The sequence below is a fragment of the Mucilaginibacter sp. genome (genome assembly GCF_028287845.1).
Classification (GTDB): Bacteria; Bacteroidota; Bacteroidia; order Sphingobacteriales; family Sphingobacteriaceae; genus Mucilaginibacter.
This window is the reverse complement of the sequence record NZ_JAQBOW010000008.1, coordinates 1-12,572: the sequence shown is the minus strand read 5'-3', so window position 1 is coordinate 12,572 and position 12,572 is coordinate 1. Positions and strand designations below refer to the sequence as shown.

The 12,572-nt window shown below is 39.2% G+C and carries 7 protein-coding genes, 1 tRNA gene and 1 pseudogene; 5 read left to right on the top strand and 4 right to left on the bottom strand.

From position 1 onward, the window contains the following. Positions 1 to 288: pseudogene (locus tag JWP71_RS00860) on the top strand (DUF3276 family protein); the annotation flags it as partial. 77 nt (positions 289 to 365) lie between these two features. Here JWP71_RS00860 and JWP71_RS00855 read toward each other — a convergent pair. Next, entirely contained in the window at positions 366 to 875 is a 510-nt protein-coding gene (locus JWP71_RS00855) for a DUF5362 family protein (protein WP_299496024.1), read from the bottom strand. Positions 876 to 1,167: 292 nt separating this feature from the next. On the opposite strand from JWP71_RS00855, the gene ychF reads away from it, so the two are divergent. After that, on the top strand, positions 1,168 to 2,271 hold the full coding sequence (gene ychF, locus JWP71_RS00850) for a redox-regulated ATPase YchF (RefSeq protein WP_299496023.1): 1,104 nt from the start codon (positions 1,168 to 1,170) through the stop codon (positions 2,269 to 2,271). An 84-nt stretch (positions 2,272 to 2,355) separates the two neighbouring features. Here the strand turns inward: ychF and JWP71_RS00845 are convergent, their stop codons facing one another. Then, positions 2,356 to 3,531 (bottom strand): metallophosphoesterase, encoded by a 1,176-nt coding sequence (locus tag JWP71_RS00845; RefSeq protein ID WP_299496021.1) that lies wholly within the window; start codon positions 3,529 to 3,531, stop codon positions 2,356 to 2,358. A gap of 341 nt (positions 3,532 to 3,872) precedes the next feature. Here JWP71_RS00845 and JWP71_RS00840 point away from each other — a divergent pair. The 3 genes from JWP71_RS00840 (at position 3,873) to JWP71_RS00830 (ending at position 11,434) form a co-directional block, all read left to right on the top strand. Next, positions 3,873 to 3,944, top strand: a tRNA-Arg gene (locus JWP71_RS00840). A 591-nt stretch (positions 3,945 to 4,535) separates the two neighbouring features. Then, positions 4,536 to 10,190: a HAMP domain-containing protein gene (locus JWP71_RS00835; protein ID WP_299496019.1), complete on the top strand. Its 5,655-nt coding sequence runs from the start codon at positions 4,536 to 4,538 to the stop codon at positions 10,188 to 10,190. Next, entirely contained in the window at positions 10,175 to 11,434 is a 1,260-nt protein-coding gene (locus tag JWP71_RS00830; RefSeq protein WP_299496016.1) for a hybrid sensor histidine kinase/response regulator, read from the top strand. The genes JWP71_RS00835 and JWP71_RS00830 overlap by 16 nt, the downstream gene beginning before the upstream one ends. A gap of 65 nt (positions 11,435 to 11,499) precedes the next feature. Here JWP71_RS00830 and JWP71_RS00825 read toward each other — a convergent pair whose 3' ends face one another. Continuing rightward, positions 11,500 to 12,093, bottom strand: a complete 594-nt coding sequence (locus tag JWP71_RS00825) for a DUF502 domain-containing protein (protein WP_299496012.1) — start codon at positions 12,091 to 12,093, stop codon at positions 11,500 to 11,502. 12 nt (positions 12,094 to 12,105) lie between these two features. Continuing rightward, positions 12,106 to 12,572, bottom strand: a 467-nt coding sequence (locus JWP71_RS00820) for an alanine racemase C-terminal domain-containing protein (protein ID WP_299496010.1), incomplete at its 5' end; no start/stop codon positions are given.

Here is a 12,572-nt window from a genome sequence, read left to right as displayed (position 1 = left end):
GTAAGAGCAGGTAAACGGACTTATTTTTTTGATGTAAAGGCAACACGGTCAAACGATTACTACGTTACTATTACAGAAAGCAAAAAAAGGCTGGAAGACGGAGTTTTTATTAAACACAAAATATTTTGATATAAAGAAGATTTTGAAAAGTTTCTTGAAGGACTAAACGGAACCATTGATTACATCAAAGAGAACCAAGAAGTTATTGAAAAACGTTATGAATTTAGCGAGTCTCCCGAAGCAGCTAAAGCAACAGCAGATGACGATTTTTCATTTGATAATTTATAATCGCTAACTCAAACTAAACTTATTATAAACCAAAAAGACCTGCCAATTGGCAGGTCTTTTTTTTATGAGTGTTTTTTTTAACTACGCAGCATTATAGTGGCTATTATAACTCCAATTATTATTAAAGCGTAAAGAGCTAAAACACAAATCACTACAACGCCTTTTATTTTTAAGAATGTGTTTAGTTTGCCCAATGCAATACTTACCTGTGCAGAGTTTTTATATTCAATTGCATGTTTTATGGTGCTTCCAAACTGGTATAAATTAAGTGCTATAAAAAAACAGAGAATAGCTATCCCGGCATAAATGAATCCCATAAATCCACCCAAAAACATGGGGAACCTCATTATAGGATGGGGCGTTGGGCCATAATGATAAGGCATGGAGCGAAAGTGAGAAAACAGTGAAAATGCCGAACTAAAAAAGACTCCGAATAATAGTAAAAACCCCGAACCTATAAAGCCCATAATCCCTAAAAATCTGGCCCATTTACCCGATTCATGCAGATAATATTGCGCGTCTTCTAACAGTAAAAGGCCGATGGGCACCGAGGGGATATGCGGCTCATTAATTTCATTTGTTTCCATTGTTTAAGGTTTAATTTATCTAAAGTTATAAACTATTTAAACCTAAACAATAGTTACCCAATTATTTACAAGTACAGACAAACACAAATTTATATTATTGCTCCATTGAAGCCTCCTGATATTTGAACCTTATTTACCCAACAAGTCGTTTATTTTTTCAAATTATAAGGTAGTATTTTCTGTTATCTTTGCGCAAAATTTGTCGATAGTCCATCGACCATGGTCGATAGCGAATAAGCCGCTAAACTATGGTCTATGGACTATCGACTATGGACTTTTTTAAATACAAAACATGGCTTTACAATGTGGTATAGTAGGTTTGCCGAATGTGGGGAAATCAACTCTTTTTAATTGCTTATCAAATGCTAAGGCGCAGGCGGCTAACTTTCCGTTTTGTACCATTGAGCCAAATGTGGGTGTAATTACTGTGCCTGATGAGCGGCTGGTAAAATTGACGGAAATAGTGAATCCGAAGGCTATTGTGCCAAATACTATTGAGATTGTTGATATAGCCGGGCTGGTTAAAGGTGCCAGCAAAGGCGAAGGTTTGGGTAACCAGTTTTTAGGTAACATACGTTCGACCAACGCTATTTTGCATGTGCTGCGTTGTTTTGATAATGACAATGTTATACATGTTGATGGCTCTGTTGACCCTATACGCGATAAAGAAATTATTGATACCGAACTGCAGTTAAAGGATCTTGACAGCATCGAGAAAAAAATACAGAAAGTAGAAAAAATGGCCAAAACGGGTGGCGACAAAGAGGCTAAAAAAACCTTTGATGTGCTTACCGTATATAAAGAGCATTTGCTAAAAGGTAAATCAGCACGTACTGCCCCTGTTGCCGAGGAAGATAAAGAATACATTGCCGACCTATGGCTGTTAACCGCCAAACCGGTGCTATATGTTTGTAATGTAGATGAAGCATCTGTTAATACAGGCAACGCTTACGTTGACAAGGTAAAAGAAGCTGTGAAGGATGAGAACGCTGGTGTATTAGTAATATCGGCACAGATAGAAGCAGAAATTGCCGAGCTGGAATCGTTCGAAGAGCGTGAAATGTTTTTGAATGACATGGGTCTTACCGAATCGGGCGTAAATAAACTAATTAAAGCCGCTTACAAGCTGCTTAGCCTGGCTACCTACTTTACCGCAGGCGTACAGGAAGTACGCGCCTGGACCATCACACAGGGCTTTACCGCCCCGCAGGCAGCTGGTGTTATCCATACAGATTTTGAAAAGGGGTTTATACGTGCCGAGGTTATTAAGTATGCTGATTTTGTAAAATACAACGGATCGGAAGCGGCCATTAAAGAAGCAGGTAAACTGGGTATAGAAGGTAAGACCTATATTGTTGAAGACGGCGATGTAATGCACTTCAGGTTTAACGTATAATTAGAAACAAGAGTCAAGAGACAAGAATCAAGATGGCTTAGACAATATCATCTTGATTCTTGTCTCTTGTTTCCTGACTCTATTTTATCCTTTCCTCAACGTAATCACCGTTATCTCCGGCCAGATACCTACCCTGCCTTTCAGCCCCAAAAAGCCAAAGCCGCGGTTAACATACAGGTACTTGTTTTTCTTTTTATAAAGGCCCGCCCATTGTTTGTAAACATATTTGATAGGGCTCCACTTAAAGCCAAATATTTCTATCCCGAACTGCATACCGTGTGTGTGTCCAGCTAGCGTTAAATCAATATGCTTTAAATGGTTAAGAGTTTTTGCTTCCCAGTGTGATGGGTCATGGCTCATTAATATTTTAAATTGCCTGTCGTCAATCTTTTCCGTAGCCTTTACCAGGTCGCCGTATTTATGAAAACCACCCTTACCCCAATTTTCAACACCAATAAGGGTTATCGATTGTTCATCTTTTTCTATCGCTATAGCTTCATCCAACAGTAACCGGAAACCAATTTCCTGGTGAACTTTTTTTAAGCGGTCGAGGTTAGCTTGTTTTTCGTCCTTACCGGCCCATTTTATATAATCACCGTAATCATGATTACCCAATACAGAATATTTACCCATCGGTGCAGATAATCTTGCAAAGCTTTCTTTCCAGGGATCCATTTCGGTTGCTTTATTATTCACCAAATCTCCGGTAAACAGTATCACGTCGCTGTGTTGCGCATTAACCATATCAATACCTTTATTTACCCCTTTATGGCTGGTAAAGCTTCCGGCATGAATGTCTGATAATTGGGTTAAGGTAAACCCATCAAATGCTTCGGGCAGATCAGGAAAATACAGCGTTTCGCGGTGTACCCGGTAATGATGCCGCCCGCGTGTCAACCCAAATAATAATCCAAAAAATGGAATAGCTGCAATAATCAGCGCAAACTGGCTCACCCAAACGCTTCGCGGGGGAAAACCGCGGAACAATCGGGTAACATCTTCTAACAATAATACAGGTGTTGCCACCAGTTTAGGCACAAAGGATAGCAACATAAGCGCCATTAACCACGATATTACTTTAGGCGAATCGTCGCGGCTACGGCCAAAAATGGCAAATATAACACCTGTTACAATTGAAACATCAACCAGCCAATAGGCCCAATGTGCGAACGTGTTAGCTGTTAAAGTATTTATTACGGTAAAAAAATAGACGTCGACAAATAGCCAAAGCAGTACGATTGATAAGATTCTTTTCTTCATTATATTAACGTAGACGATTGAGATCGAAAAACATTTTACAAACCTTGTATTTTTTAAATTGTAATACAACTAAAACGAAACACTATGCCCTGGTATAATAGATACTACCCGCCATCGTATAAAATCAGCCAAAAAAGCTGCGGGAAAAAGCGGTAGAAATAGCAAATTAAGTATTAAAAAACGGTGCCGACGATAGCATAGCTATTGCTACCGGCTTAAAACGCGCACGGCAATATTTTACCGATCATAAGAAAGAAAAAGAATCACAGATCATTCCTGCGAGATAAACCGGAAGATGCAATTGAAAGGGTTAAATCAATTTTATATATTTGCCGCATATTGCTCCCGTAGTTCAATGGATAGAATTATGGTTTCCGGTACCATCGATATGAGTTCGAATCTCGTCGGGAGCACAATAAAAAAATCGCAAGTGCATACTTGCGATTTTTTTATTGATGACTTATTCAACTTATTTTATTTCCATCCTGCTTTTATCGGCCAAATTAAATAATGGGCTGAGTTTTTTTCATTTGCACCCTTATTTTTAGTAATAATCCTAAAAAATATTTTAAAATAAGCGTCATTTCTTTTAAATTAATATTTTAATTCTATACTATAAAATAATTCGTATAAGTATCCTAATTCTTGGCAAAGCACTTGTATTAAGCTTAAATAAAACTTTTTATATCAAGCAATTTAACAGGCTAAAAGTAGTTTACCAGTTTGCTTAACTTAAATATTAATTTTTTTTTAAACCAATTTTAGTACTGCGTGTTAATGTATTATTTTTCTGTTCATTTTTCAGACTTATAGATATATTGAACATATTAATAAACAAAATTTGAGTCATTATAAGTAATTAATTTCATGTGTTAAGGTAAACACATTTACATTTTACACTTAACATTTGACATTATTTAAATAACATTTGGCATTGTTTAACCGTTAAAAAGTTGTTTATCAAACGTTACTAACTTATTTTATGATATAAATATCTTTACCTTATGGAGCAGAATTTTCTTGAAATCCCCATTAACGATTCGCCTGTTAATGCTAATGGCGTTGCGAACGACTCACTTGATGTGAAGGAGTTACTAAAAGTGCTTTCTTTAGTTAAAAATGGAAAGCTTAGTGTCAGGATGCCCGTTAAGCAAGCCGGCATAAATGGCCGGATATGCGAGGTGCTGAATGATATTATTGAAATGAACGAGCGCCTGGTAGCCGAAATTTCGTCGGCTGAAATAACCATTGGAAAAAAGGGAAATTTATCTAAAAGAATTGAATTGCCTGATGCCAAAGGCGAATGGGCCGGCGGTGTAACTTCGTTGAATAACCTGATTTCGGACCTCACCTCTCCTACCCTTGAAATTGCTGGTATGATCAATTCGGTAGCAAATGGAGATCTATCAAAACATATACCTTTAGAAATAAATGGCCACGCTTTAAAAGGTGAATTTTTGCGAATTGCAAAAGAATCTAACCAGATGCTTTCCAAGCTTCAGTTATTTTCTATGGAAGTAACACGGGTTGCAAGGCAAGTAGGTTCGGAAGGTAAATTAGGTGAACAGGCAAAAATTAAAGGTGTAGCCGGTGTTTGGGCCGAACTTACCGACTCTGTAAATCAAATGGCAGGTAACCTTACCGCCCAGGTGCGAAATGTGGCAGCAGTAACAACGGCGGTAGCAAAAGGTGACCTTTCAAGAAAAATTACGGTTGAGGCCAAAGGCGAAATCCTTGAGTTAAAAAATACCATCAATACCATGGTGGATCAGCTCAACTCATTCTCATCCGAAGTAACGCGGGTGGCGCTTGAAGTAGGTACCGAGGGTAAGCTGGGAGGGCAGGCCAAGGTGCCTGGAGTAGCAGGAACCTGGAAAGACTTAACAGATTCTGTAAACCGTATGGCAGGCAATTTAACTTCGCAGGTACGTAATATAGCGGGGGTAACAACGGCGGTAGCTAATGGTGACCTTTCTAAAAAGATTACGGTAGACGTAAAAGGAGAAATGCTGGAGCTTAAGAAAACCATTAATACCATGGTGGATCAGCTCAACTCGTTCGCGTCCGAAGTAACGCGTGTGGCGCTCGAGGTGGGTACAGAAGGTAAACTGGGCGGGCAAGCAAGAGTAAAAGGTGTTGGCGGGGTTTGGAAGGACCTTACAGATTCTGTAAACCAGATGGGAAGTAACCTTACTGACCAGGTGCGTAATATTGCCTGGGTAACAACCGCGGTAGCTAAAGGAGATTTATCCCGAAAAATTACGGTGGATGCTAAAGGCGAGTTATTGGAGTTAAAGAATACGATTAATACAATGGTGGACCAATTAAACTCCTTCTCTTTCGAAGTGACCCGTGTTGCGCGTGAGGTAGGATCAGAGGGCCAATTAGGCGGACAGGCCAACGTACCGGGTGTAGGTGGTACCTGGAAAGATTTAACAGACTCGGTAAACCAAATGGCGGGTAACTTAACCGGCCAGGTGCGAAATATTGCCGAGGTAACTACAGCGGTAGCCAAAGGTGATTTATCCAAGAAAATAACGGTTGACGTACAAGGCGAGATGCTGGAGCTAAAGATCACGATCAATACAATGGTGGATCAGCTCAACTCATTCGGATCGGAAGTAACCCGTGTGGCTCGTGAGGTGGGTTCAGAGGGGCAATTAGGTGGCCAGGCCAACGTGCCCGGTGTTGGTGGTACCTGGAAGGATTTAACAGACTCGGTAAATAAAATGGCTGATAACCTTACTTCACAGGTACGTAACATTGCCGAGGTAACTACAGCAGTAGCGAAGGGTGACCTTTCGCGAAAGATCACTGTAAATGCCAAGGGTGAATTATTGGAGCTGAAAGATACGATCAACACCATGGTGGATCAGTTGCGTGGTTTCGCATCCGAAGTAACCCGTGTAGCACGTGAAGTTGGTTCAGAAGGCCAGTTAGGCGGACAGGCCAATGTACCAGGGGTTGATGGTACCTGGAAGGATTTAACAGACTCGGTAAATAAAATGGCCGGTAACCTTACCGCCCAATTAAGAAATATTGCAGATGTATCTATCGCGATAGCAAATGGCGACTTATCTAAAAAAATTACTGTAGACGTACGTGGAGAGATCCTCCAGTTAAAGGAAACCATTAACACGATGGTTGATCAGTTGCGTGGCTTTGCATCAGAAGTAACACGTGTTGCGCGTGAGGTGGGTACGGATGGTAACCTGGGGGGCCAGGCATTTGTACCGGGTGTTGCAGGTACATGGAAAGATTTAACAGATTCGGTAAATCAAATGTCGAGTAACTTAACATCCCAGGTACGTAATATTGCCGAAGTAACCAAAGCGGTAGCAAGCGGTGATCTTTCCAAGACGGTAATTATCGACGTAAAGGGCGAAATCATGGACCTGAAGAATACCATTAATACAATGGTGGATCAGCTAAACTCGTTCGCATCCGAAGTAACACGTGTGGCACGTGAGGTGGGTACAGAAGGTAAGCTTGGCGGACAGGCGCATGTAAAAGGTGTTGGTGGTACCTGGAAAGATTTAACGGATTCGGTGAACCAGATGGCATCAAACCTGACCGGGCAAATACGTGGTATTGCCAAAGTGGCTACCGGTATTGCCAAAGGAAATTTAAAACAGCGTTTATCCATTAACGCTTTAGGCGAGGTGGCACAATTAACTGATACGATTAACGAGATGATTGATACACTCGCGGTATTTGCTGATGAGGTAACCACAGTGGCACGTGAGGTGGGTGTACAAGGACGTTTAGGCGGCCAGGCAAGTGTGCCCGGCGCATCCGGAACCTGGAAGGATTTAACGGAAAACGTTAATCAGTTAGCACAAAATTTAACCGTTCAGGTGCGTTCCATATCAGAAGTTGCATCTGCAGTAACAAAGGGCGACTTAACCCGTACTATACGCGTGGAAGCCAAAGGTGAGCTGGAAGCTTTGAAGGATACCATTAACCAAATGATTGCCAACCTTAAAGGCACTACGTTGCGTAACCATGAACAAGATTGGCTTAAATCCAACCTTGCAAAATTTGCCCAGATGCTTCAGGGACAACGTGACCGTAACGCGGTTGCCAATAAAGTACTGTCAGAGTTAGCGGAGTTGGTTAATGCACGTTATGGGGCATTCTATATTTTGGAACAACCGGAATCCGGAGATGAACCAAAACTTAGACTGTTTGCAGGATATGCCCAAAAAAGCCGAAAACTTATTGACCAGGAGTTTTCGCTTAGCGAAGGGCTGGTTGGCCAGTGCGCTATAGATAAAGAGCGTATAAGATTGGCTAATGTGCCCAATGAATACTTGAAGATCAGTTCAGGTATTGGAAATGCCGCCCCAATTGACCTGGTAATTTTACCTGTACTATTTGAAAATAACGTAAAAGCGGTTATTGAACTCGCATCGTTTGAAAACTTTAGTGATACACATATTGACTTTTTGGATCAGCTGACAGAAAGTATTGGTATCGTATTAAATAATATTGAAACTAATACCCGTACAGAAGAATTGTTATCCCAATCACAATCATTGGCCGGCGAGTTATCGGCGCAACAAGAAGAGTTAAGGCGTGCCAATGATGAGCTGCATGATAAAGGCCGGTCATTGGAAGAAAAAGCAGAACAGCTAACCCTTACATCGAAATACAAATCAGAGTTCCTGGCTAATATGTCGCACGAGTTGCGCACACCACTTAATAGCTTGCTAATACTTGCCCAGCAACTTTTTGAAAATCCGGAGGGCAACTTAACCGAGAAACAAAGAATGTTTGCAAAAACCATACATTCTTGCGGCGATGACCTGATCCAATTGATTAATGATATCCTTGACCTTTCTAAGATCGAGTCTGGTGTTATTGCCGCGGATGTAATGCCGGTTAGCTTTAAAGAGATTATCTCATTTACTGAATCAACCTTTAAACCGATATCAGAAGCTAAAAACTTAAAATTCGAGATCGAACTACAGGAAGGATTACCGGAATTGATGGAAACTGATATGCAGCGTTTAAATCAAATTCTTAAAAACCTGTTATCAAATGCTTTTAAATTTACCGAAAAAGGTAGTGTTAAATTACATATTTACAGACCGGGCGCAAATGATGAAAATCCTTTATCAGAATTGGATTCAGTTATCGCATTTTCTATTGAAGATTCGGGCATTGGTATTTCCCAAAATACACAAGGCATAATATTCGAAGCTTTCCAACAGGCAGAAGGTTCAACCAGTCGTAAATATGGCGGCACAGGCCTTGGGCTTTCTATTAGCAAGGGTTTTGCCGAATTATTGGGTGGAACAATTACAGTAGGTAGCGAATTAGGCAAAGGCAGTGTATTTACTTTATTCCTTCCTTTAAAGTATAAGGAAGATAAAGTTACCCCTGTTAAAGTGAAAGAAAACTATCCTGTTCCACATTTACGTGCCAGTTTGATAGATACAGCAGAGTTGGTTATAGATGATGACAGGCATAACATTTTAGCAGAAGAACAGGTACTATTGGTTATTGAAGATGACCTGCGCTTTACTAAAATATTAATAGACAAAGCCCATGATTTTAACCTGAAAGTAGTTGTTGCTATTAGTTACCTGGAGATTTTTGACAGTATATTAAAATACAATCCGGTTGCAATTACACTGGATGTTAATATGCCTGAATCAAACGGATGGAAGATTCTTAAATTATTAAAAACCGATATTAGTTTGCGCCATATACCTGTGCATGTAATATCCGGGGAAGATAATAAGATCATGGCCCTAAAATTTGGCGCTAAAACATTTAGTTTAAAACCTTTATCTAACTCGTCTCTCGATGATCTGATCAGTGGGATAGTGAGTTTTCATGAACATGCTAAAAAACGAGTGCTGATTATTGAAGATAATGAAAATGAATTACAAAGGCTCTCAGAACTTATATCAAATGATAATATAGAGGTTTTTGCAGCAACTACTGCTAAAAAAGGCATCTCTGTTTTGAAAAAAGAGGTCTTTGATTGTATTATAGTTGATTTTACGTTACCTGATGCTAATGGGCTTGAATTGTTGAACAAAATTAACTTGGTAAAACAGCAGCAAACCACAATTATTTTGCATTCGGCACGTGACTTTACGCAAGATGAGTTAATACATTTAAAACGGCTTAACCATAAAATTATTGGTAAAACACCAACATCTCATATATCTCTGCTTGAAGAAATATTAATTTTATTACACATAGATAAAAAATACATTAATGAAAGCAAATTAAAATTAATTGATGAGATACATAATAGAACCGATGTACTTGACGGAAAAAAGGTATTGGTTGTTGATGATGACGTACGTAACCTCTTTGCCCTTACAGCAGTTTTTGAACGGTCTAATATTGAAGTGATTACTGCAGAAAGCGGAAGAGAAGCATTGGAAATATTGAACAATAATAAAAAGATAGATATTGTATTAATGGATATTATGATGCCTGAGATGGATGGTTATGAAACCATACAAATTATACGTAAAGAACCACGTAATAAAACCTTGCCAATTATAGCTGTAACCGCAAAGGCCATGATTGGCGACCGGCAAAAATGTATCGCGTCAGGAGCATCTGATTATATTACTAAACCAGTTAAAACAGACCAATTATTATCATTAATGCGGGTATGGCTGATCAAATAAACAACAATATAAAAAGGAAATCTACCGTCGATTTAACCATCAGGATACTTTTAGTTGATGATAATGATAACAATTTGTTATCAATGGAGGTTGCATTGGAAAGGGAGGGATATGTTTTTTTCAGAGCTACCTCCGGGCGCGAAGCCTTAAGGATTCTTTTAAAGGAAGAAGATTTTTCATTGATTTTACTTGATGTAAAAATGCCTACAATGGACGGCTATGAAACCGCCGAATTAATTTATCAGCGGGATAAACTAAAGCATATCCCTATCATTTTTATCACTGCGCATGATTATGAAGAGGCTGCTATGTTTAAAGGATATAAAGCAGGTGCTGTTGATTTTATTCGCAAACCATTTAATCCCGAGATATTGCGGTCTAAAGTAGCCGTTTTTGCTGAGTTGCATAAAAAGAACAGGCTTTTAAGAAAACAGGAAGAAAAACTGCAAATTATTAATAAAGACCTGATGGAGCTAAATCGTGATCTGGAAGAAAGGGTTTTAGAACGTACCCTGGCGCTGCAAAGTCTTAATAGTGAATTAAAGGCACTTAACTTATCAAAAGACAAATTCCTTTCAGTAGTCTCTCATGATCTGCGCAACCCCCTTACCGCGTTACTTGCTTCATCTGGAAAGTTGAATGAGGATCCTGAAAAACTTAGCCCCAATCAAATTAAGCAACTTTCGCATATTATCCATCGAACGTCTAATAAACTACTTGATCAACTTAACGAAATAATTGACTGGGCTAAAAAACAAAGTCAAAAAGCAAGCTTTAATCCTGAAAAAGTCCATTTAATTGATGGGGTTGAAGAATCACTGGAATTATTAAAGGTAAATGCAATTCAAAAGGAAATTAAACTTCAAAACAAAATACAGAAGAACATTTATGTTAATGTTGATTCACTAATGTTACGATCAATTATCCAAAACCTGGTTACTAATGCTATAAAATATACCCCACAGGGTGGCGAAGTTATAATTGATGCCGGGTTTGACGAGCATATGGCCACCATATTTGTTAAAGATTCTGGTATAGGGATGAGCAATGAAATACGCGAAACATTGTTTAAGCAGGTTAATAACAATTCTGTATTTGGAACAAATAATGAGCCTGGCAGTGGTCTTGGCCTGTTATTGGTAAACGATTTTGTGGTTCAGCACGGTGGTAAAGTTGATGTAGAAAGTAATGTTGGTTTGGGGACAACCTTTCGGTTTACTATTCCTGTAATTCATGGGGCATGAAGCTAACATTTCCTCTTCTGTTAATTAACGCTAATTAACAGAAGAGGAAATTAAATTCTGATGAATTAATCAAGCCCGCTTACACCGCCTGATATTACAAACTTCATCATATCTGCCGCGTTTTTATCAATAGGTTTCACCTTATCGGCAGCTATAATAACCACCTGCCCTGCAAATGAATACGAATACGGGAAATATACCGCCACCTCGCCGGGTAAATTTAGTTTAGACAGATCTTTTTGAACAAGAAAACCTATCTTTTTTAAACCAAATTCATTAACCTCAACAATAACAGCCTCACTAAACTTTTTCTCATCACCAACAAATGCTTCGGTAAGGTCTTTTATAGATGAATATAAAAAATTAAAAAAAGGCAGGCGATTTACCCAGCGCTTAAACCAGCGCTTTATGGGGTCGGTTACTACATTGGTTACCAATATACCCGCTATCATAATAATTAAAAGAACATTTAATATGCCCAGGCCAGGGATATACATGGGTTTACCATTTTTGGTTGTCCATAAAATATCACTTAAATTTAATGCTGCATCAACACTTGAAACTGCCCAGAATATTAAAAAAGCCGCAGCGCCTACTGGCACAACCACAATTAAACCTTTAAAAAAATAATTTAACAGAGCCCTGGCTAAGTTTTTCATGATCTACAGTATCTACTCGTAAAAATACACCCTTTTTACGCGTTGCGAAATATTAGTTAATATTTCATACGGAATAGTACCTATTTGAGTTGCAAGCTCTTCAATTCTATGCTGTTCGTTAAATAAAATCACTTCATCCCCTTCCTTAACCTCAACCGTACTTACATCTATCATACACATATCCATTGATATATTGCCAATTGTTGGAACCACTACCCCATTAACTATCATTTTACCTACCCCATTGCCAAAGGCACGCAAATAACCATCGGCATAGCCAATGCGCACGGTGGCTATCCTGCCATCCTTTACCATTACTCCATTGCGGCCATACCCTATAGTATCACGGGCCGCTATTTTTTTTACCTGGGATATGCTTGTTTTTAAACTGGTAATGGGCTGTAATGCGCTATCAGTTGCCGGCACGGCTGAATCAATGCCATATAAGCCAATGCCTAACCGCACCATATCAAACTGTG

Bases quoted from the DNA above. Each gene is read 5' to 3' on its own strand.
- JWP71_RS00845 (WP_299496021.1), bottom strand. From the start codon at position 3,531: ATGAAGAAAAGAATCTTATCAATCGTACTGCTTTGGCTATTTGTCGAC.
- JWP71_RS00835 (WP_299496019.1), top strand. From the start codon at position 4,536: ATGGAGCAGAATTTTCTTGAAATCCCCATTAACGATTCGCCTGTTAAT.
- JWP71_RS00855 (WP_299496024.1), bottom strand. From the start codon at position 875: ATGGAAACAAATGAAATTAATGAGCCGCATATCCCCTCGGTGCCCATC.
- JWP71_RS00825 (WP_299496012.1), bottom strand. From the start codon at position 12,093: ATGAAAAACTTAGCCAGGGCTCTGTTAAATTATTTTTTTAAAGGTTTA.
- JWP71_RS00830 (WP_299496016.1), top strand. From the start codon at position 10,175: ATGGCTGATCAAATAAACAACAATATAAAAAGGAAATCTACCGTCGAT.
- ychF (WP_299496023.1), top strand. From the start codon at position 1,168: ATGGCTTTACAATGTGGTATAGTAGGTTTGCCGAATGTGGGGAAATCA.